Annotated in this window: 18 protein-coding genes; 10 read left to right on the top strand and 8 right to left on the bottom strand. The window is 71.2% G+C overall.

The window, feature by feature from the left end; all coding sequences use genetic code 11:
• Positions 1 to 263: 263 nt before the first annotated feature.
• Positions 264 to 749, bottom strand: coding sequence for a hypothetical protein (locus P3T34_RS12880; protein WP_348534657.1), 486 nt, complete (start codon positions 747 to 749; stop codon positions 264 to 266).
• A 462-nt stretch (positions 750 to 1,211) separates the two neighbouring features.
• On the opposite strand from P3T34_RS12880, the gene P3T34_RS12875 reads away from it, so the two are divergent.
• From P3T34_RS12875 to P3T34_RS12860, 4 genes are all read left to right on the top strand, one after another.
• Positions 1,212 to 2,891, top strand: a complete 1,680-nt coding sequence (locus P3T34_RS12875) for a histidine kinase (RefSeq protein ID WP_280666172.1) — start codon at positions 1,212 to 1,214, stop codon at positions 2,889 to 2,891.
• The gene (locus P3T34_RS12870) at positions 2,888 to 3,640 is read left to right on the top strand and encodes a response regulator transcription factor (protein ID WP_280666171.1); all 753 of its coding nucleotides are present in this window, start codon (positions 2,888 to 2,890) and stop codon (positions 3,638 to 3,640) included. The genes P3T34_RS12875 and P3T34_RS12870 overlap by 4 nt, the downstream gene beginning before the upstream one ends.
• 198 nt (positions 3,641 to 3,838) lie before the next feature.
• On the top strand, positions 3,839 to 4,633 hold the full coding sequence (locus tag P3T34_RS12865; RefSeq protein WP_280666170.1) for an ABC transporter ATP-binding protein: 795 nt from the start codon (positions 3,839 to 3,841) through the stop codon (positions 4,631 to 4,633).
• Positions 4,634 to 4,687: 54 nt separating this feature from the next.
• The gene (locus tag P3T34_RS12860; protein WP_280666169.1) at positions 4,688 to 7,267 is read left to right on the top strand and encodes an ABC transporter permease; all 2,580 of its coding nucleotides are present in this window, start codon (positions 4,688 to 4,690) and stop codon (positions 7,265 to 7,267) included.
• Between the two features lie 6 nt (positions 7,268 to 7,273).
• On the opposite strand, the gene P3T34_RS12855 is transcribed toward P3T34_RS12860, so the two are convergent.
• Positions 7,274 to 8,263 (bottom strand): DUF5937 family protein, encoded by a 990-nt coding sequence (locus tag P3T34_RS12855; RefSeq protein ID WP_280666168.1) that lies wholly within the window; start codon positions 8,261 to 8,263, stop codon positions 7,274 to 7,276.
• A gap of 122 nt (positions 8,264 to 8,385) precedes the next feature.
• On the opposite strand from P3T34_RS12855, the gene P3T34_RS12850 reads away from it, so the two are divergent.
• Positions 8,386 to 9,690 (top strand): MFS transporter, encoded by a 1,305-nt coding sequence (locus P3T34_RS12850; RefSeq protein WP_280666167.1) that lies wholly within the window; start codon positions 8,386 to 8,388, stop codon positions 9,688 to 9,690.
• A gap of 238 nt (positions 9,691 to 9,928) precedes the next feature.
• Here the strand turns inward: P3T34_RS12850 and P3T34_RS12845 are convergent, their stop codons facing one another.
• Positions 9,929 to 10,909 (bottom strand): terpene synthase family protein, encoded by a 981-nt coding sequence (locus tag P3T34_RS12845; RefSeq protein ID WP_280666166.1) that lies wholly within the window; start codon positions 10,907 to 10,909, stop codon positions 9,929 to 9,931.
• Positions 10,910 to 11,259: 350 nt separating this feature from the next.
• Here P3T34_RS12845 and P3T34_RS12840 point away from each other — a divergent pair, with 350 nt between their 5' ends.
• The 3 genes from P3T34_RS12840 (at position 11,260) to P3T34_RS12830 (ending at position 13,359) form a co-directional block, all read left to right on the top strand.
• Positions 11,260 to 12,105, top strand: a complete 846-nt coding sequence (locus P3T34_RS12840) for a helix-turn-helix domain-containing protein (RefSeq protein WP_280666165.1) — start codon at positions 11,260 to 11,262, stop codon at positions 12,103 to 12,105.
• Positions 12,106 to 12,121: 16 nt separating this feature from the next.
• Positions 12,122 to 12,679: a class IV adenylate cyclase gene (gene cyaB, locus P3T34_RS12835; RefSeq protein WP_280666164.1), complete on the top strand. Its 558-nt coding sequence runs from the start codon at positions 12,122 to 12,124 to the stop codon at positions 12,677 to 12,679.
• 215 nt (positions 12,680 to 12,894) lie between these two features.
• The gene (locus P3T34_RS12830; RefSeq protein ID WP_280666163.1) at positions 12,895 to 13,359 is read left to right on the top strand and encodes a GNAT family N-acetyltransferase; all 465 of its coding nucleotides are present in this window, start codon (positions 12,895 to 12,897) and stop codon (positions 13,357 to 13,359) included.
• Positions 13,360 to 13,501: 142 nt separating this feature from the next.
• Here the strand turns inward: P3T34_RS12830 and P3T34_RS12825 are convergent, their stop codons facing one another.
• Positions 13,502 to 14,032 carry an NUDIX domain-containing protein gene (locus P3T34_RS12825; protein WP_280666162.1) on the bottom strand — a complete coding sequence of 177 codons (531 nt, stop codon included), beginning with the start codon at positions 14,030 to 14,032 and terminating at the stop codon, positions 13,502 to 13,504.
• A gap of 174 nt (positions 14,033 to 14,206) precedes the next feature.
• The gene (locus tag P3T34_RS12820) at positions 14,207 to 14,986 is read right to left on the bottom strand and encodes an aminotransferase class IV family protein (RefSeq protein WP_280666161.1); all 780 of its coding nucleotides are present in this window, start codon (positions 14,984 to 14,986) and stop codon (positions 14,207 to 14,209) included.
• A gap of 222 nt (positions 14,987 to 15,208) precedes the next feature.
• On the opposite strand from P3T34_RS12820, the gene P3T34_RS12815 reads away from it, so the two are divergent.
• Positions 15,209 to 16,426 (top strand): transposase, encoded by a 1,218-nt coding sequence (locus tag P3T34_RS12815; protein WP_280666160.1) that lies wholly within the window; start codon positions 15,209 to 15,211, stop codon positions 16,424 to 16,426.
• 596 nt (positions 16,427 to 17,022) lie between these two features.
• On the top strand, positions 17,023 to 17,853 hold the full coding sequence (locus P3T34_RS12810; RefSeq protein ID WP_280663882.1) for an IS5 family transposase: 831 nt from the start codon (positions 17,023 to 17,025) through the stop codon (positions 17,851 to 17,853).
• Here the strand turns inward: P3T34_RS12810 and P3T34_RS12805 are convergent.
• The 3 genes from P3T34_RS12805 to P3T34_RS12795 all read right to left on the bottom strand — a co-directional run bounded on the left by P3T34_RS12805 (position 17,771) and on the right by P3T34_RS12795 (position 19,488).
• Complete coding sequence (locus tag P3T34_RS12805) at positions 17,771 to 18,352, bottom strand: hypothetical protein (RefSeq protein WP_280663881.1); 582 nt, start codon at positions 18,350 to 18,352, stop codon at positions 17,771 to 17,773. The two genes, P3T34_RS12810 and P3T34_RS12805, sit on opposite strands and share 83 nt — an antisense overlap.
• 160 nt (positions 18,353 to 18,512) lie before the next feature.
• Complete coding sequence (locus tag P3T34_RS12800) at positions 18,513 to 18,908, bottom strand: peptidase M23 (RefSeq protein WP_280666159.1); 396 nt, start codon at positions 18,906 to 18,908, stop codon at positions 18,513 to 18,515.
• A 58-nt stretch (positions 18,909 to 18,966) separates the two neighbouring features.
• Positions 18,967 to 19,488: a hypothetical protein gene (locus P3T34_RS12795; protein WP_280666158.1), complete on the bottom strand. Its 522-nt coding sequence runs from the start codon at positions 19,486 to 19,488 to the stop codon at positions 18,967 to 18,969.
• Positions 19,489 to 19,549 lie beyond the last annotated feature (61 nt).

Below are 19,549 nucleotides of genomic sequence, written 5' to 3'. Positions count from 1 at the left end.
CAGGGCATCGGTCAACCTGTTGCAGGACTCCGTCGCGGTGCCAAGTTCTCACAATGCTCACGCAGCACACCTCCAACAAGCCCCCATCGCTGCTCTGCGGCGTCGCATTCGCGTCGCGGCCAGGTTGCGGCACCTCGACTGAGAAGCTACTGCGCAGGTCAGGGGCCTGATCCCCCCGGAGCGACAGGGGCCCTTCTAAGCGCCCTTCCGCTCAGACGGCGATTACGACGATGGCGCCAGCGGAAGGTGTGGTGCCCGGGTGGTCAGACAGCGGTCGGTTGCGGGGGCACTGGCAGCGCTTCGTGGTGGTGCCAGATCAGTGATCTGTCCTCGCTGCGGAGTTCTGCCGAGCCCCACTCCAGGCGGACGACGCCGCTGTGCTGGGCGCAGGCGTAGGCGACGAGGACGAGCTTGGTCTCGGGGGCGAGCCGGGCGAGGTCGTTGTGCAGTTCGTCCGGCTCGTGGTGGTCGAGGCCCAGGTCCAGTTCGCCCTGCATCGGATCTGGTCCGTGGCGCCGGATGAGGTCGGCTCGCAGGCCGGAGGCGCGGCGGAGTTTGGCGCTGCTGACGGGTACGTCCTTCTTTGAGTAGCGGAGCGGATAGAGCACGTGGCCGGCCACGACCATGACGGTGCGCGCCTGAAGCCGGACCGGCTCAGCGCCAGGGAGCTCCGCCAGGCCGGTGGCCAGCTCTTCGTACTGTGCGGCGTAGAGCCCGTGCCCGTAAGCCTCCAGGGTCTGAGTGTGCACGCTCTGGTGAGCATCCCTGGCCCGCTCGTGAGCTCGGACGAGGCAAGCCGGGACGATCCGGCTCAGGCTGGGAGCGAGTGGGCCAAAGACCTTCCGGGCCCACGGCGAAGCCGTATCTTCATCGGTCATGAATTCCCCCGGGTCCGGATTCGCTCTGAACGATCGTCAACTCTGACGGTCTGGTGATCAGCGCAGCGCGACAAGGGCGCGTAGGGGGATCACTTGGAGCACAAGGGAGATCGGGCTTGCAGCCGGGGCTGGGTAGTCGGAGTCGGTACATCACCATCTGACATCAACGGCGCCGGACGCATGCGCATCGGGTCGCTCGGTGAGGGAGATCGATGGGTCGTCAGGGATGGCCGACGAGGACGGTGGCTCCGGGGGGCCTCTGGCTTTTGGGGGAGCAGTAGGTCATCCGCAGGTCGCATACGGGCGCGCTGTACTGCCCCGGACAATTGGCCGATGGTCACCATCTCCCGATATCCGTCCATGGCCGCCGGCAGGCAGAGCCGGGGGCTGTGGCGCGCGCTGGCGGAAGTGAGCGGCGGGGGGTTGCTGATGCTTCTCACCGAGGTGACCCTGCGGGGCCCCGGCCCGTCCGATGGGATCAGGCTCCTCCTCGGCGTCCTCGCGCTTCCTCTGATCGCCGTGCGCCGTCGCTTTCCCACGATGAGTCTGCTGGGCATCTCCGTCGTGCTGGGCCTGTTGCCGGCCGCCGGGCTGCCTGCGGCCATCACGGCGTACACCACGGTCAAGCACCTGACGGCACCCCGGCGCCGGAACGCCGTGCTGCTCGCCTCGGCCGCGCTGGCGACGCTGGCCTGCGCCGCCTTCGCCCCGGGCATCGGGTTCGGCAGCCACTCGTACGGGCTTGCGGTCGGCGCCGTACTCGCCGCCACCACGCTGCTGGTGCCGGGACTCATCGGCAGCTCGGGCGGGCAGGAGGATCGGCTGCTGCGGGCGCTTCGGGAACGGGCCGCCGCCGCGGAGGCGGCCCGTCGGCTGGCGGAGAGCGAGTCGCGGATCCATGAACGGTCCCGGATCGCCGCGGAGATGCACGACCTGATCGGTCACCGGCTCAGCGTGATCTCGCTGCACACCGGCGGGCTGGAGATGGCGCTGCAGCAGGAGTCGCCCGAACTGCGCGACGAGGCGGCCCTGGTGCGCTGGGCTGTCGTGGAGGCGATGCGGGAGCTGCGCGAAGTGCTGGGTGTGCTGGGCCCGTTGGGGCGGGACACCGGGACGGACGCGCTGACCGATACGACGGGTACCCGGTCCGACGTCGAGGCGCTGGCCGAGGAGTCGCGCAGCGGCGGCATACCCGTCGAGCTCACCTGGGAGGGCCCCGACCTGAACGACCGCGCGGCGCAGGTGCGGCGTGCGGTGCACCGGGTGGTGCGCGAGTCGCTGACCAACGTGCACCGGTACGCCGCCGGAGCGCACGTCACCGTGGCGGTCACCCACACCGACGACCGGGTGGTGGTGCTGGTACGCAACGGCACCCCGCCGGTGGCTCCGGAGGCGGAGACCGGTCTGGGTTCGGGGCGTGGCCATGTCGGGCTGCGGGAACGGGTGGCGCTGCTCGGCGGCACCCTGGAGGTGGGCCCGACGACGGCCGGCGGCTTCGCGGTGACGGCCCGGATCCCGGCGCGGCCGGACCCGGGAGCGAGCCTGGCCACGACGGCCACGACGGCCACGACGGCAACGACGACCGCCCCGCCGCCTGAGCCCGCTGGTGTCCAACGCCGTGCCGTGAATGCGCTCAGCGGGCTCCTCGGCCTCATCGGCGTGGGCGTGATGATGATGTGCGGCCTCGTTCTGGTCACCCAGGCGTTCCCGCAACCCGACCCCAGCGTTCCCGAGCCGCCCCGGATCGGGATGTCCCGCACGATGGTGGAGCAGGCCGTGTACGGGGGCAGCTCACTGGCGCGCGCGGCGGCGACGGGCCGGGAGCCGGCCCACCCGCAGTCCGTGACGAGCTGCCTGTACTCGACGATGTCGTTCGACGACTCCACGCCGCCGGCCGAGGGCCCCGATCAGCTCGGGATCACCCGGTACTGCTTCCGTGGCGATACGTTGGCCACGATCGACCGCTTCACCGTGTCCATGGTGTCGCTTACACCACCGTGGGAGTCCCGATGACCGACGTTCCCGCTGCCGACCACCGCCCGATCCGGGTCCTGCTCGCCGACGACGAGGAGCTGATCCGGCACGGCGTGCGGCTGATCCTGCGCCATGCCGAAGGCATCGAGGTGGTCGGCGAGGCGAGGAACGGCGAGGAGGCCGTGCGGGTCGCCGCCGAGACCCGTCCCGACGTGGCCCTGATCGACATCCGGATGCCCGTGCTCGACGGGCTCGCCACGATCGAGCGGCTGCTGGCGCTGCGCCCCCGGCCGCAGGTCGTCATGCTCACCACCTTCGGCGACGAGAAGAGCGTGACGCGCGCGCTGCGGTCCGGCGCCACCGGCTTCCTGCTCAAGGACGAGGGCCCGCAGGAGCTGATCAGAGCGGTACGGGCCGCCGCCGCGGGCGACGCGGTGCTCTCGCCCAAGGTTACCCGCAGCGTCATCGAGCGCATGCTCGACGGCGGTGCCAGCGGTGCCAGCGGTGCCGGCGGTGTCGGCAGGCCGGGAGCCGAGGGGGCGTCAGCGCCGGTCACCGGTTCCGTCCCCGCCCCCGTCCCCGGACAGCGGCTGGCGACGCTCACCGGCCGGGAGCGCGACGTCCTCGCGCTGCTGGGCCAGGGCCTCGCCAACGCGGAGATCGGCCGTCAACTGGGCATCGGCGTAGGCACGGTGAAGACCCACGTCAGCGCCGTCCTGGTGAAGACGGGCACGGACAGCCGGGTCCAGGCGGCGGTACTCGCCTACCGGACGGGCCTGCTGGCCTGACCAACGACGCCGCACACCGTCTCTGCCTCTGCCGAAGGACAGAGACGGGCCGTCCGCCCCGAGGACTACGCGCGCCCCCGGGCCCGACCTTCGGCAGACGCCTTGTTCACACCCTGAGGCTGACGGTTCGCCAGCACGGCGCATCGAGGATGAGAGGCAGGCACAGAGCCTCTTCCCCCCGTAACTTCCGGAGCTGACATGTCGATACAGGCAGCCGCCGCCGTGCCCGCCCAATCCTCCGCATCCCCCGCGGGTCCTGTCGCCGCCCGGGCCACCGGGCTGTCCAAGGTCTACGGCCAGGGCGAGACCCGGGTCGTCGCCCTGGACTCGGTCTCGTTGGCGTTCGGGCGTGGCCGGTTCACCGCGATCATGGGGCCGTCCGGCTCCGGCAAGTCGACGCTGATGCACTGCATGGCGGGGCTCGACTCGGTCTCGGCCGGCTCCGCACAGATCGGCGACACCGAACTGTCCAGCCTCAACGACCGGCAGCTCACCCGGCTGCGCCGGGACAGCGTCGGTTTCGTCTTCCAGGCGTTCAACCTGCTCCCCACGCTGACGGCGCTGGAGAACATCACGCTGCCGATGGCCATCGCGGGCCGCAGGCCGGACCAGGAGTGGCTGGACACGGTCGTGGCAACCGTCGGACTCTCCGGACGGCTGAGCCACCGCCCCGCTCAGCTGTCCGGCGGCCAGCAGCAGCGGGTCGCCGTGGCCCGCGCCCTCGCGTCCCGCCCGGAGATCATCTTCGCGGACGAGCCGACCGGCAATCTGGACTCCCGCGCCGGCTCCGAGATCCTGGGCTTCCTGCGGGACTCCGTACGGGAGTTGGGCCAGACCATCGTCATGGTCACCCACGACCCGGCGGCCGCCGGCTACGCCGACCGCGTGGTCTTCCTCGCCGACGGCCGCCTCACCGACGAGCTGCTCGCGCCGACCGCCGAGGGCGTCCTGGACCGGATGAGGCAGTTCGACGCCGAGGCCCGCACGAGCTGACCCGGCCGTCCGCTCCCCGCCATTCACGCACGTCAGAAGTGGGACCACACCGCCATGCTGCGTACAGCCCTGCGCAACGTCTTCGCGCACAAAGCCCGACTGGTCATGACTGCCCTCGCGATCACGCTCGGCGTCGCCTTCGTCTGCGGCACGCTCGTCTTCGGCGACTCTGTCGCCCAGGCCCTTCGCGGCGCCTCCGCCAAGAGCTTCAAGGGCGTCGCCGTCTCCGTACAGGCCACCTCCGAGCAGAACCCCGACAGCCAGGCGGACGACGCCCGCTCCACGGCGCTCACCGGTGCTCTCGTCGACAAGGTCCGTGCCGTACCCGGGGTCACCTCCGTGCACGCCATCGTCGACGGCGCCGCCACGCTGGCAGCCAAGGACGGCCAACCGCTGAACGCCGACAGCAGCTGGCAGAACCTGGCGATCAACTACGCACCGGACAGCCCGAACACGGACCGGGACAGCCGTTTCCCCCTCAGCGCCGGACGCGCCCCCACCGCGAGCGACGAGATCGCGCTGGACCGGCGTACCGCCGCCAAGGCCGGCTACGCCATCGGTGACACGGTCCGCTTCGCCGTCCAGGGCCCCACCCTCACCAAGAAGTTGGTCGGCATTGTCAGCACCGACGACCCGCGCGTGACCGCGGGCGGCAGCCTCGCGCTCTTCGACACCGGCACCGCACAGCAACTCTTCCTGCAGGCGGGCCAGTTCGACGAGTTGGCCGTCGGCTCCGCGCCAGGCACCGACAACCAGGAGCTCACCAGCAGGATCCGCGCGCTGCTGCCCTCCGCCGGCATCACGGTCACCAGCGGAGCCCAGCTCGCGGACGAGCAGGCGCAGCAGATCGCCGACGGCACCAAGGCGCTCACCCGGATGCTGCTGGCCTTCGCCGGGATCGCGCTGTTCGTCGGCGTCTTCGTCATCGCCAACACCTTCACCATGCTGATCACTCAGCGCAGCCGTGAGACCGCGCTGCTGCGCGCCGTAGGGGCCTCGCGCCGCCAGGTGGTCCGCGCGGTCCTCGCCGAGGCCGGGCTGCTCGGACTCGGCGCCTCCGTAGCCGGAATCGCGCTCGGCATCGGTATTGCGACCGCAATGCGGCCGATGCTCAACGCGGGCGGTGCGGGCCTGCCGGACGGCCCCCTGGTCGTCTCCACGGCTGCGCTCGTCCAGTCCCTGCTGGTCGGTGTCGGCGTCACCGTGCTCGCCGCCTGGCTGCCGGCCCGCAAGGCCGCGAAGATCGCGCCGGTCGAGGCACTGACCACGGTCGACCTGATGCCGCCCAGGCGCAGCCTGGTGCTCCGCAACAGCCTCGGCGGGGTGCTCACCGGCGCCGGTGTCCTCCTCATGCTGTACGTCGCGATGAAGAAGAACGGAGCCGACAGCAACCTCGAAGCCGCCGCACTCGGCTCAGTCCTCACACTGACCGGCATGATCGTGATAGCACCGCTGCTCTCCCAGCCGCTGATCCGGCTCGCGGGCGCGGTCACCACCCGGCTCTTCGGCGTCAGCGGCAAGCTCGCCCAGGAGAACGCGCTGCGCAACCCGCGCCGCACCGCCGCGACCGCCTCCGCCCTGATGATCGGGCTCACCCTGATCACCAGCCTGAGCGTGATCGGCAGCTCCATGGACGCCGCGCTCAAGGCGGCGGCCGTAGCGGGCCTGACTGCGGACTACAAGGTGTCCGTCAGCGGCTCCGCCACCATCGACCCCGCACTCGGCGCGAAGGTCGCCCAACTCCCGGGCGTCGCGGAGTCGGTGCCCGTCGCCTCCGCGGCCCTGGTCGCGCGCGGCGAGGGCGCCACGCTCACCGGCGCGGACCCGCAGCAGCTCGCCAAGGTCTCCGACCTGACGTTCAGCAGCGGCTCGCTCGCCGACCTCGGCCCCGGCAGGATCCTGCTCTCCGACAGGCTGGCCAAGGACACCGGCCTGTCGAAGGGCGACACTTTCCAAGGCAGGGTGGGTAACAGCAGCAACAACGAGAAGGTGCTGACCGTGGTGGGTGTCTACCGGCAGACCCGCGCCTTCGGCGGCGCCATCGGCACCTTGGGCGATGTCCTGCCGAACGCGTTCGTCGCAGGGAAGCTCGACAGCATTCTGGTCAAGGCCGCGTCCGACCGGAACACCAGCGGCCTCGACCAGGACATCCGCGAGGCCCTCGGCAACAGTCCGCTCCTGCGGGTGCAGAACCAGGAGCAGTTGACGAAGGAGCAGTCCGGCGGGAGCGACGTCATGCTCAACATGATGTACGGCCTGCTCGGCATGACCGTCGTCATCGCGGTGTTCGGCGTCATCAACACCCTGGCCATGTCGGTCGTCGAGCGGACCCGGGAGATCGGGCTGCTGCGAGCGATCGGCCTCGACCGCAGGGGCATCAAGCAGATGGTGCGCCTGGAGTCGGTGGCGATCTCGCTGTTCGGTGCGGCCCTGGGCATCGGCGCGGGGATCTTCCTGGCCTGGGCGTGCGGCAGCCTCAGCAGGTCCACGCTTCCGCAGTACGAGATCGTGCTGCCCTGGGCGCGGCTCGGCCTGTTCCTGCTGCTCGGCCTGGCGATCGGGGTGCTCGCGGCGCTCTGGCCGGCGCGGCGGGCGGCCCGCCTGAACATGCTGCGGGCGATCAGCGCGCAGTAGTGCGGGTCACCTCGGGTCGCGGTCGGCCGCGGTGAGCAGGACCTCGGCCGCCTCGGTGCGCCTGTACAGCACCTGGCGGCCGGCCCGGGTGGCGGCGACCAGTCCTGCGGCGCGCAGCGCGCCGAGGTGCTGGGAGATGCCGCCTGCCGTGACCCCGGTCCGACTGGCCAACTCCTCGGTGGCCGCCGGGGCATCCAGCTCGGCCAGCAGCCGGGCCCGGGTGCGCCCCAGCACCGCTGCCAGCGCCCGCGCGGGCTCGCGGTCGCGCCGCTCCCAGAGGGCGGCCACCCCGCGCGGCGGGTAGCGCAGGGTCGGCTGGCGGCCGGGGACGGTCACCGAGAACAGCTGCGGCCAGACGAACGCCGAGGGGATCAGCAGCAGTCCCCGCCCGCCCAGCCGACGCCCGCCGCCCCCGTAGCGGTGCTCGACCGAGAGTCGCTCACCGGCCCAACTCACCCTTGGGTCCAGGTCGGTGAAGAGCTGCTGGATGCCGCCCTGGGCGAGCAGCCGGGCCCGGTGCAGCACGTCCCCCTCCAGCAGGGCGCGCAGCCGCGGCCAGTACGGCGCCAGCGCGATTTCCCAGTACGCCGCCACGATGTCGGCCAGGTGGGCCAGTTCGGCCTCCGGGTCTTGGCGCAGTGCCTCGACCCGCTCGGTGCGCGGCGCCCGCGGCCCGGCCAGCTCGGCCCGGACCTGCTCGGGCGGGGTGGCCCGCAGCGCCGCCAGCTCCACTCCGAGATCCGGCACCGAGGAGGTCGGCGGCGGCGCCACGAACACCGGGATCGCCAACGGCCCCTCCGGCACCAGGTCGGCAAGCAACTGCCAGTCCAGCCGGGCGGCGGCCAGCCTGGGGCGGACCGCCGCCAGCCAGGGTCGGTGCAGCGGATGCTCGTCCGGCCGCCGCAGCACCCGGACGCTGGCCACCACCTCCCACAGCGGAGAGACGGCGAACCGGGTGTGGGCCAGGTCGCGGGCGGTGAACTCCAACTCCAGCACGGGGCAGGCCCTCCTCGGTGGATGGCGGGCGGCGGATGGCGGATGGCGGGCGGCGGCCCGTCGATTGAGCTCAGCCTAAATCCATGGCCGGGGGACGGCGGCAGCGGCCAGGCTTCTGCCCCATGACCACCGACCTGCGGGCCAGCCGGCCCGTCCTCCCTGCCTCCCCTGCCTCCCCTGATTCGGCCGCTTCCCCCGATTCGGACTTCCGGCTGCTCCTCGCCGCCGCCACGGTCAGCAAGCTCGGCACCGCCGTCAGCTCGCTCGCGCTGCCCCTGGTGGCCGTTCTCGCGCTGCACTGCTCGGCCGGCCAGGTGGGCCTGCTGGCGATGCTGAGCACGGTCGCCTTCCTGCTGATCGGGCTGCCGGTCGGCGCCTGGGTGGACCGGCTGCCGAAGCGCCCGGTGATGATAGCCGCCGACCTGGTGCGGGCCGTGCTCTTCGGCTCGGTCCCGGTGGCCTGGCTGCTCGGCTGCCTGACCTTCACCCAACTCGCCCTGGTGGTGGTGCTCGCGGGGGCGGCGACAGTCTTCTTCGACGTGGCCGCGCTGAGCAACCTGCCCGCGCTGGTGGGCCGGGCCGGCCTCAGCCGGGCCAACGTGCACCTGGTCACGGCGGACGCGGTGACCCAGGTCGGCGGGCGCGGGGCCGGCGGCTTCCTGGTGGCGCTGGTGTCGGCGCCCATGGCGGTGCTGGTGGACGCGGTCAGCTACCTGGGCTCGGCCGTGCTGCTGCTGCGGATCCGCCGTCCGGAACCGGTGCTCTCCCCCCGACCGGCCGGCGGCAGTGCTCGGGGGCTGGCGGGCGAGGTGCGGGACGGGCTGCGCTTCGTACTGCGCGACCCGCTGCTGCGCCCGATCGCGCTGGCCGGTTCCTGCACCAACCTCTCCATCCAGCTCTGCCAGACCGTGCTCCCGGTACTCTTCGCCCGCACCCTGCACCTGGCGGACGGCGTGCTCGGCCTCTTCTTCGCACTCGGCGGGGTGGGTGTCTTCCTCGGCTCGCTGCTCGCCCGCCCGCTGGCCCGCCGGCTCGGCGCGGGGCGGGTCCTGTGGCTGATGGGCCTGGCGGTCGCGCCACTGGGAGTGCTGGTCGCACTGGCCGACCGTGGCCCGCTGCTCTGGTGCGCCGGCGGGGCCTGGCTACTGATCACGCTCAAGGTGGGCATCGACAACGTGATCAACGTGAGCTTCCGTCAGCACGCCACCCCCGACCACCTGCTCGGCCGCATGAACGCCACCATGCGCTTCCTGCTGACCGGCGCGCTCACCATCGGCGCCGCCCTGGCCGGCTTGCTGGCCACCGTCGCCTCCCTCCGCGCCGCCCTCTGGGCCGGTGCGCTGGGGCTGGCCGTGGTGTGGGTCCCGATCTACCACTCACCGCTGCGCGGCATGCGGGACCTACCGGGGACGGCGGACGGGCGCTAGATCCAGCGCAACGCCACGGACATCCGCCTCCTCGACCTCCTCGACCTCCAGCCCTGGCCGGTCGTGACGCGGCCGAGCATCGCTGGTCGGGGGGTGGCTGAGCGCTGTGGACGCGGGTGACGCGGGGGACGCGGGTATCGCGCGGGCGGTCTCGCTGCCAGGCCCCGTGCGATCAGTTCGTCGCGGAACTCGTCGACCGGTAGCGGCTGTTGTTGGTCTGGCAGCTTATCCACGCATCTTATCCACTGTCGCCTTCGTCCTGGTGAAGAGGCGCGGGCTCTGGGCGGGAGTCTACGGGGAGCCAGCTGTGGCGGCCGATGACGGTGCGGCGCAGGCGGTGCGCGGCCGCGTCCGGGCCCTCCGGTGCGGCCGGCGCGTACCGGGTGCTGGCGGAGGTCCATTCGCGCAGCGCGTGGCGGAACGAGTCGAGGTGCAGCGCGAAGCGGGCGGTGTCCTCGGTCAGGCCGTCGTGGGCGGTGGACGGGCGTGCCGCGTCGGAGTACTCCCGCAGGGCGGAGCGCAGCCACCAGAACCGGCGCTCCTCGGCGTGCAGTTGGGCCAGTACCTCGTGGCGTGCGGTGTCGGGTGGCAGGCCCTCGGTGCGGGCCAGTGCGTCCAGGGCGGTGAACGTGTCGCCGGCGCCTGCCGCCAGGTCGTTGGCGAGGTACCCGCACGCGGAGAACGCGGCCAACAGGCTTTGGACCAGCGGGCTGTTCCAGTCCGGCGTGACCACCTGCTGCGCCAACTCCGTCCACATCGCGGCCAGTACCATCCCGCCGTCCGGCGGCCGGATGGTCAGGTACTGGCGCAGCGTCGGCACCCGGCCGGGCTGCACAAAGCCGACCAACTTCTCGTGAGCTGCCTCGACCCAGGCGACCAGGTGCTTTCGATACCGGCCCCACCAGTACCCCGGCATGGCCTGCCGCGTCCGCTCGACCAGGTCGGCGAGCGCGCGAACGGTGGGGTGGTCGTCGGGGGTGACCGGCTCGCTCTCCTCCACCGTGTCGACCAGCCGCCCAACGAACCCGCCCACGTCCAGCGGCGCCGCCTCACGCAACTCCACGTCGAGCACATCGTCCAGGCGCCACGTCAACAACGCCCACTGAACCGCCAGTTGCAGCGGCGCACCCGAAGCGCCCGGCCACGCCCGCAGGCAAAGTCCGACGTAGCCGTGCGCGAGATAGATGTCCGGCTCCGAATGAAGCCCGTGCTTCACCATCCAAGTCCGGGCCCCCACATATACATCCGTGTGCCGCCGATCCGACACGGGCGCCATCAAGACCCCTCCCCGGCGCGGGCGCTGCGACGGACCTTCACGCACGGAGTGCATCGGACAACGGTGGTGTCCTGCACGACACCGGAGTTCACCCGGGTCGTGATGGTCTCGCCACAGTGCAGGGGCTTCTCTTCGGTGCCGCAGCTGATGCACTCGGTGCCGTTCAGCTGGGCCTGGGTAAACTGCGGGGTCTGTGTATCCACACCGTAAGAATCGTGTGACTGGCAGTCAGGATCGATACCCGACAGGTAATCTCACCGTGAGATACGTTGCCGTGCCCGACGGGAGCCATCATGACCACAGTCATCATGCCGCTTGTTCTCCCCGACTCCGCGTGGCAAAGCCCCGACGTCCGGAGGGCACTGCGCGCTCGTGACATCGGCACCCTCTTCCGCTTCATCCAGCACCACAGCGGCGCCAGCCAGGCTCGCATCGGCACCGCTACCGGCATGAACCAAGGCCGCGTCAATGAAGTCCTCAACGGGCGCCGCCAAGTGAGCCGCCTGGACGTCTTCGAGCGGATCGCCGACGGCCTCTCCATGCCCGACGACGCCCGGCGGGTTCTCGGCCTCGCCCCGCAACGCGAGACCCGCGCCGGCGGACAGGCATTCGACCTCGCCGCATTCCCCGAGATCGTCCGCGTCTACTCCCAACAAGCCAGCGCCGCAGCCGAGATCCAACGCCAGGCAGGCACGGCCCTGGAGGTCGATATCCTCGCGGTCCGCGGCCTGGGACTGCTCGGCCTGCGCGACTCCCTGCTGCGACCGGCCGTCACCCGGGACGACACGGCCCCCCAGGTACGGGTGCTCCTCCTCCACCCCGACTCGGCTGCCGCCGCGCAGCGTGCCAGCGAGATCGGAGAGTCCCCAGAGTCACTCGCCAGCGGGATCCGGCTCGCCGAGGTGCGGCTGCGCGAACTCGCCACCATCGGAGACGTGCAGGTCTACCAGTACAGGACGCTGCCGACATGGCGGATCATCAGACTGGACGGCACCCTGTTCGTCAGCTCGTTCGACACCGAATGGGAAGGGCACGAGTCGGCCACCTACAAGATCCTGTCCACGCCTCACGGGCCCTTGTACCGGGGCCTCCGCAGGATATTTGATGCCATGGTCGATGAGAGCGAACGCGTCATCTGACGAGAGAGGAGATGCAGTGGCGATCGAGGCCGAGCTCAAGGCCCGGGTGCAGAACCCCGAAGACGTGATGGCCCGACTGGAGGAGGCCTACGGCCCCGGGCGCCCCGAGGTCTACCAGGACACCTACTACGACCTCCCGGTCGGCGCTCTCACCAGCGCTGACCGCGAGCTGCGGATCCGCACCGTCCACGGCGCGACCGATACCCGCACCGTCCTGACGTACAAGGGCGCCCGGGTCGATGAGGCCTCCGGGTCCAAGCCGGAGCACGAGACGCGGGTCGAGGACGCCAGCGCCGCGCACGCCATCCTCCGAGGCCTCGGATACGCGCCGACCATCGCCTTCGAGAAGCGGTGCCGCAACTACTCGTTCCAGCTGGACGGACGCGATTTCCTCGCCACGCTCGTCCGGGTACCGCAGATCCAAGGCACCTTCATCGAATTGGAGACCCAGGCAGAGCATGACGGTCTGGCAGAGGCACTCGGCGCGGTCCGGGCCATCCTGGCAACGCTCGGGATCGGCGAGAGTGACCTGACAACCGAGCAGTACACCGACGCGGTCGCTGCGGCTCACTGAGCCGGGCCGTCTGCTCTCGTCAGCGTCACCTCCTGCGATCGCGGCGTGGACGCGGCTGTCAGCGCCCCCAGGGCCGTTGCGGATGTGTTCGGGGGTGACGTTCAGGGCGGTTGCGATGGCGTGGAGGACATCGTCGCTGGGTTGGTGCCGGAGGCTGAACGACGACCGCACGAGGTGCGGGTGCTGCACGACCTGCTGGCACGCCCCTGGGCTGGATGAGAGGCACCCCGATGGGACTGGACATCGCGTCCGCAACCGACGCCGACGCCGAGACGATCGCTGTCATCCTCGGCGAGATCGAGGAGTACTACGGCGGGACGAACACGCCGCCGCCGGTCGAACGGGTGCGGTCCGCGCTGTTCGGTTCGCGGCCGGCCGCGACGGTGCTACTCGCCCGCGACGGCGAGGTGGTCGTCGGCCTGGCGTCCGTCAGCTTCCTATGGCCTGCGGCCGGCGCCGATGCCAGCCTGTACCTCAAGGAGCTGTATGTACGCGATGGCCATCGCCGCCATGGCGTGGCCCGCCAGCTGATGGAGGCGGTCCACGCGGAGGCCCGGGCGGCAGGATGCTCGCGGGTGGAGTGGACGGCTGACCGGGAGAACCCGCCAGCGCTGGAACTGTACGAGGCACTCGGCGTGCGGCCCCACCCAGGGAAGATCTTCTACCGGTCGGCGGTGTGAGCCGGGACTGCCAACTCGCCACCTCGTACCATCGCGGCCCGCCTGACTTCCCCGAGTTCCCCGCCGCATCGTCTGCAGGAATGCCGCTGGTCCGTGACCTGCGCGAGGTGATCTCCACCAGTAGGCCACCGGCGCTGTCTGCTCAGGGGTGCCGAGCGAGGAGCTGAAGGAGACCGGTGACGGCAACGCCCGCGACGATCTCACGGCGGTCGATCATGTCTTGGATCCGGTCCAGAGGGATCCATTCGATGCGATCGGCCTCGTGGGTGTCGACAGGTGGTGCGATGAACTGGGCGCCGCGGGCAAGGAAGATGTGGTGTTCGGCGTTGGACATGCCGCCGACTGGCTGGTTGTACGCCAGCGGCTCCACACCCGCCACCCGCCAACCGGTTTCCTCCTCGACCTCCCGGGCTGCCGCTGCTTCCAGAGCCTCGCCCGACTCGACGATGCCCGAGGGGATTTCCCAGTTCCAGGTATCGGTGGCGAACCGGTGACGCCACATCATGAGTACCTCGTCGTTGGCGTTGAGGACGACGGTGGCCGCGACGGGTGCCCACTTGACGAGGTGGTGTTCGTAGCGCGGATGCCCGGGCGGTTCGACATCGACAAGGTCGAGTTCAACCCAGGGGCTCGTGTAAATCGTGCGGCTGCCGTGGACTGTCCACTCGCTCAAGGTGAGGCCTTCCGGGTAGGGCTGTGGTTGCCGCGATCTTGAACTGTGCCCGTCGCTCCGGGTCCGTGAGCTTCCGGGACTGCACGAAACAGGGTTCCCACGCATTGTCGTACTGCGGTCGTGCCGCGACGGGGGACCGGCCCGTTGACTGATCTCCGGTCGGCCGGGCGGCTGTTAGAGGGGGTCGGCGGGGATTGCGGTGTATTCGGTGGCTAGTTGGGTGAGGATCGGGTGGGTTGGGAGGAATGTGGTGGGGCCGATGGCGGTGATCGGGCGGATGCCGATGGCTGCGTTGGTGGCGAAGGCAGCTTGGAGTGTGGGGAGTTGGGGGAGGGAGATGGGTTCGATTCGGTGGTCGGGGTGGGCCTGGTGGAGTAGGGCCATGGTGACGCCGGGGAGTTGGTCGGCGTGCGGCCAGATGACCTGGGTGCCGTCGAAGAAGCCGAGGTTCCAGGTGGCGCCCTCGGAGAGTTGGCCGTGGGCGTCGGTGAAGACGGCGTCGTCGTAGCCGGCCAGTTGGGCGGCGCGGCGTAGTCGGAGCAGGTCGAAGAGGCCGACGTGCTTCACGGCGTGCGCCTCGCGACGGTACGGGACGGGCCGCACGCGGATCGGGGGCAGCGGTCCGGACGGCGCGGGGCGCAGGGTGACCAGGACGCGTGGCTGTGCCTTGGCGGCCGGGTGGCCGAGGTCGAGGTCCGGGTCGAACACCGTCACGCGGGCGACCACCGGGCCGGGGGTCCCGGCGAGCGCCCGGCGCAGCAGGTGGCGGACCAGGTCCGGATCCAAGGGCGCGTCGAAGAGTTCCCGGCAGTCGCGGGTGAGGCGTTCGAGGTGCAGCGACAGTCCGCGGACCGCGCCGTTCTCGACTCGCATCGTCGTGAAATGGCCGTAGTTGACCAGGGCCAGCGCCTTGAGTTCGTCGAGGGTGACCGGTCGGCCGTCGAGTTCTGCCACCTGCCCAGTGTTCCAGAACGGCGAGCGGGGAGGGGGAGGGGGCGCGGTCAGTAGTGCCAGTGCGGCTTGCCGGACTCTATCCCGTGGTCTTCGCAGGGAATCCCGGCCTTCAGCTGGGCGGGAATGTGATCCCTGACCCGGTGGTGCGGAGCGCCGGAGGGCGCTGCGTTGTCAGTGGCCTCGGTTACGTTGATCGCGTGGACCGAAAGGGGGGTGGGCTGGGTGATCCGTGCGTACAAGTTCCTCATACGGCCCACCGTGGGGCAGGCCCAGGCCCTCGGCGAGATGTTGCAGGATCACTGCTGGCTCTACAACGGGGCACTGCAGGAACGCCGGGACGCCTACCGGCACGCCTCGAAGACCAGCGTCAGGTACGGGCAGCAGTCGGCGCAGCTCAAGGACATCCGGGCGTTCGACCCGCTGGGGCAGGGTCGGTGGTCGTTCTCCTCGCAGCAGGCGACGTTGCGGCGCTTGGACAAGGCGATGCAGGCGTTCTTCCGCCGGGTCAAGTCCGCTGACACTCCCGGCTACCCGCGCTTTCGCGGGGTGGGCTGGTTCGACACGGTGGAGTTCCCCAGGGACGGGGACGGGTGCCGGTGGGACTCCGCCCCGCACGACCCGGTCACTCGCGTCCGGTTCCAGGGTGTGGGGCACGTCAAGGTGCATCGGCATCGCCCGGTGGTCGGCAGGGTCAAGACCGTCTCGGTGAAGCGTGAGGGACGCAAGTGGTTCGTCGTAGTGACCGCCGAGCGGGAGCCCGAGCCGCTGCCGGCGACCGGCGGCGTGGTCGGGATCGACCTTGGCATCGTCAACTTCCTGGCCGACTCGGCCGGCGGCTTCGTTCCCAACCCCCGCCACGCACGGGTAGCGGCCGCGAAGCTCGAAGCCGCGCAGCAGGCGCTGTCCCGGTTTGGGCGCGTGCGCCGGGACAAGCGCACCCGCAACCACCAGCGCGCGGTGGAGAGGGTCGCCACGCTCCACGGCAAGGTCCGCCGTCAGCGGCTCGATCACGCGCACAAGACCGCCCTTAAACTGGTGCGTGAGTATGACTTCATCGCGCACGAGGACCTGCGAATCCGCAACATGAGCCGGACCGTCGCGCCGAAGCCCGACCCCGAACGGGCGGGCGTGTTCCTGCCCAACGGGGCGGCTGCGAAGAGCGGCCTCAACCGTTCGATCATGGATGCCGGTTGGGGGGTGTTCCTGACGATCCTGCACGCCAAGGCTGAAAGCGCCGGGCGGGACGTGGTCGCCGTGGACCCCCGCAACACCTCCCGCACCTGTCCGCGCCCCGAGTGCGGACACGTCGCCAAGGAGAACCGGCCCACGCAGGAGAAGTTCCACTGTCGGTCCTGCGGCCACATCGCGCACGCGGACACCGTGGCGGCGATCAACGTTCTACGGGCCGGGCTGGTCCGTCGTCAGGCCAACGCGGCCTAGCGAGAAGCCCCTGGATTCGTCTGGGGGAGGAGTCACGATGCAGGTGATCGGGCGGCCGGCGGCGTTGGGTCGGCGTCGCGGCAGAACTGGCTGCCTGGTAGCAGGTGCCAGCGTCGGAGAGGATGCTGCACGTTCCCGAGGCGGGTATCGCGGGGGCGGTGGTGTGGGCTGGTGTGGGGTGCGGGGTCGTCCTGGTGGGGGTCGGTGCGGGTGCGGGCGGGGTGCTGGCCTCGGTGCTGGGGGCCGACGGGCCGGGCACAGCCACGGAGGCCACCGGGGTTGCGGCTGCCGGGTGTTGGTCGGGGGCGGGGTCTGGGGACTGAGAGCGTGGTGGTGAACCGGGTGGTGTTCGGTGGGGTCGGGTCGGGGCTGCCTCGAACGTTGATGCTGGCCGTTGGGCGGGTGTAGACGAACGGGCCTCTTGGTAGGAGTGCGGTTGTCGAGACCAACCCTCCGGCCCAGGAGGCCCGTTGCCGTACCAGTTGACCATTCCCGTGCCGGGCGATGCCACTTCGGTCACTCTGGCGTGTGACTGCTTCGTTCACCAGTACGGGGCGATCGCGGCGGGGCGGCGTGCGCCGCACTACCCGTCCGACATGACGGATGCGGAATGGGCCCAGATCAAGGCCTCGATGCCGGTGCCGGCCTGGTTGGAGGGCCGGGGCGGACGCCCCGAGGCCCACTGCCACCGTGAGATGGTCGACGCAGTGCGCTACCTCGTCGACAACGGCGCGAAGTGGCGGGCGATGCCCGTCGACCTGCCGGCCCCGCGCAAGGTCTACGACTTCTTCCGCCGCTGGTCGCGCCACGGATACGTGCGCGAGCTCTACCAGCGGCTACGTCGCCTGCAGCGCGAGCGGGAGGGCCGGGCGGCCGAGCCGAGCGCGGGCATCATGGACGCCCAGTCGGTGGACGGCTCGGAGACCTGCCCGGCCGCCACGCGCGGGACCGACGGCAACAAGCTCCGCGACGGACGCAAGCGCCACATCCTGACCGACACGGGCGGCCTGCTGCTGGAGGTCACCGTCACCCCCGCCAACGTGCACGACTCGGTGGCCGCCCCGGAACTCATCGACGCGTTCATGGCCGAGCCCGGACGCCTGCTGAAACTGGTCTGGGCGGACACCGCCTACCAGGGCCCGGCGCTGGCGGAGGCGTTCGCGGCGCACGGAGTCAGGGTCGAGGTCGTCAAACGCCCCGACGGGACCAGGGGATTCGTGGTGCTCGCCCGCAGGTGGGCGGTCGAGCGCACACTGGGCTGGCTCTCACGGGCCCGGCGCCTGAACCGCGACCACGAGCGCCGGCCCGACCACCACACGCAGATGGTGTGGTGGGCCGCCCTGATCACCCTGACGCGGCGACTGGCGAAAGAACGTCTTCACTGGCCCGAGTTCCGGCCAGAGCGCCTGGACCCGCGGCAGGCCTGAACAGGCCCCGCTCACGCAGGAGCCAGCCGCGCGCCTGGAGTGCATAGGCACGGTGGCGCACCTTCTCCACCTCGTTCAACCGCGCCGCGTCCCGCCCCAGGGCCCGGGTCAGCTCCTGCACCGTGACCGGCCCCGGCGCGGCCAGGGCCGTCTCGAAGACCTGCCGGTAGGCCCCGCACAGCGCATCGGCTCCCAGCCCCGGCTGCCAGGCCGGCGGCCGGGCATCGTAGCCCTCCCGCAGCACCGGACCCGTCGGCGGTGTCCCGGCCACACCCACGGGCTTCTCCACCACGGTCGGCGCTGGTGACGCCCCGTCACCCTCCCGTCCCGCACCCGGCCCTTCGGCGAACATGAGCGCCACCTCCTCGCGGGCGATCCGCGCATGCTCCAGCCGCTGGCGAGCCGCCTCCGCCTGCACCTCGGCCTCCCGCAGCATCTCCAGCCAGGACTCCAGATCCTCCCGGGCCCGCGCCTCCCGGACTTCCAGCAATGCGATCACCGACGGCACTCCGCACCTCCACAACCAGACGAACCCTCCGCTGGCTGCCCCCAGCCGGCCACCCCGACACCGCCACCACCCGAAAGCTGCCGGTCATCGAGCTACAGACCGGTTCACCACCACGCTCTGAGCCGAAGCGTGATCAGCAGGGCAGGGCGTATCAGGAGGCGCAGTCGGGGACTCCGGCGATCTTGATGCCGCCCTGGAGGTTGGTGTTGCTGATCCAGGCCGAGTCGCTGCCGCTGGTGAGGGTGACCTCGCTCCACCAGGGGTTCTTGCCACCGGGGGCGCCGGGGTCGACGACGGGGGTGGTCCCCACGTCGGTCTGGCACCAGTCGTCGAGGTAGATGTGGGAGACGGTGTCCACGATGGTGCAGCTGGTCGTCGGGCACGCACGGATGTGGGCGCCCGTCTGGAAGACGTAGACGGTCTTGTAGGAGAGCGCGGGGGAGGCGGGGGAGGCGGGCGCGGCGCTGGCGGCCTGGGCCGCCGGGGCGGCGAGGAGGCCGGCCGCGAGCAGGGTGGCGGTGGCGAGGACGGTGAGCAGACGGCGCATCGGGACTCCGATCTGAGGCGGAGCGAGACCTGTCAACACTTCGTCAAGTCTGCTCCTGCTAGAGCGCGTTCGTCCAGTCGGCCAGGAGGTCGGTCAGTTCCTGCGGGGTCGCCAGGCCCGGGGACTCCAGGTGCAGGCGGTGGGCGGCGACGCCGGGGCGGGGCGGGCGGATGGTGCACTGCACCCGGCCGGCCAGCGGGTTGGACCAGGAGCGCAGCAGCCAGCCGGCCGGCAGGACCGGGGGGCCGACGGGGTCGAGGACGAAGGCGGGGCCGCGGCTGCCGATCGTGCGCTGCCAGGCGAGGGCCGCGTCCTGCGCACTGCTGGAGGAGGGGAGCCGGCTGGAGAGGGTGATCCGGGGGGTCGGCGCGGGGGAGCGGAAGGTTGGGGTCAACTCCCCGCCGGAGAGCAGGAGTTCGACCGAGCGCGCGGCGTCCGGGCCGGCCGGGAGGCTGAGCCGCAGGTGCGGGCCGTCCCAGGAGTCCTGGACCAGGGCCGCGCAGGCCTCGCCGCCCAGCAGGTGGCGCAGGCTCGCGAGGTCCAGGTGCGGGGCGATGGCGTGCAGGTGTGCGCAGTGCACAAGGGCTCCCTCTGTGAGTACGGGGTGGGCGGGGGTGGGCAGCGGGCCGCCCACCCCCGGG

This window comes from Kitasatospora sp. MAP12-44 (assembly GCF_029892095.1).
Lineage (GTDB): Bacteria > Actinomycetota > Actinomycetes > Streptomycetales > Streptomycetaceae > Kitasatospora.
This window is presented reverse-complemented; position numbering and strand designations above follow the sequence as displayed.

Excerpts from the sequence above, each read along its gene's own strand:
- P3T34_RS12870 (WP_280666171.1), top strand. The coding sequence starts at position 2,888 with ATGACCGACGTTCCCGCTGCCGACCACCGCCCGATCCGGGTCCTGCTC.
- P3T34_RS12850 (WP_280666167.1), top strand. The coding sequence starts at position 8,386 with ATGACCACCGACCTGCGGGCCAGCCGGCCCGTCCTCCCTGCCTCCCCT.
- P3T34_RS12865 (WP_280666170.1), top strand. The coding sequence starts at position 3,839 with ATGTCGATACAGGCAGCCGCCGCCGTGCCCGCCCAATCCTCCGCATCC.
- P3T34_RS12830 (WP_280666163.1), top strand. The coding sequence starts at position 12,895 with ATGAGAGGCACCCCGATGGGACTGGACATCGCGTCCGCAACCGACGCC.
- P3T34_RS12810 (WP_280663882.1), top strand. The coding sequence starts at position 17,023 with ATGACGGATGCGGAATGGGCCCAGATCAAGGCCTCGATGCCGGTGCCG.
- P3T34_RS12840 (WP_280666165.1), top strand. The coding sequence starts at position 11,260 with ATGACCACAGTCATCATGCCGCTTGTTCTCCCCGACTCCGCGTGGCAA.
- P3T34_RS12845 (WP_280666166.1), bottom strand. The coding sequence starts at position 10,909 with ATGGTGAAGCACGGGCTTCATTCGGAGCCGGACATCTATCTCGCGCAC.
- P3T34_RS12800 (WP_280666159.1), bottom strand. The coding sequence starts at position 18,908 with ATGCGCCGTCTGCTCACCGTCCTCGCCACCGCCACCCTGCTCGCGGCC.
- P3T34_RS12860 (WP_280666169.1), top strand. The coding sequence starts at position 4,688 with ATGCTGCGTACAGCCCTGCGCAACGTCTTCGCGCACAAAGCCCGACTG.
- P3T34_RS12875 (WP_280666172.1), top strand. The coding sequence starts at position 1,212 with ATGGTCACCATCTCCCGATATCCGTCCATGGCCGCCGGCAGGCAGAGC.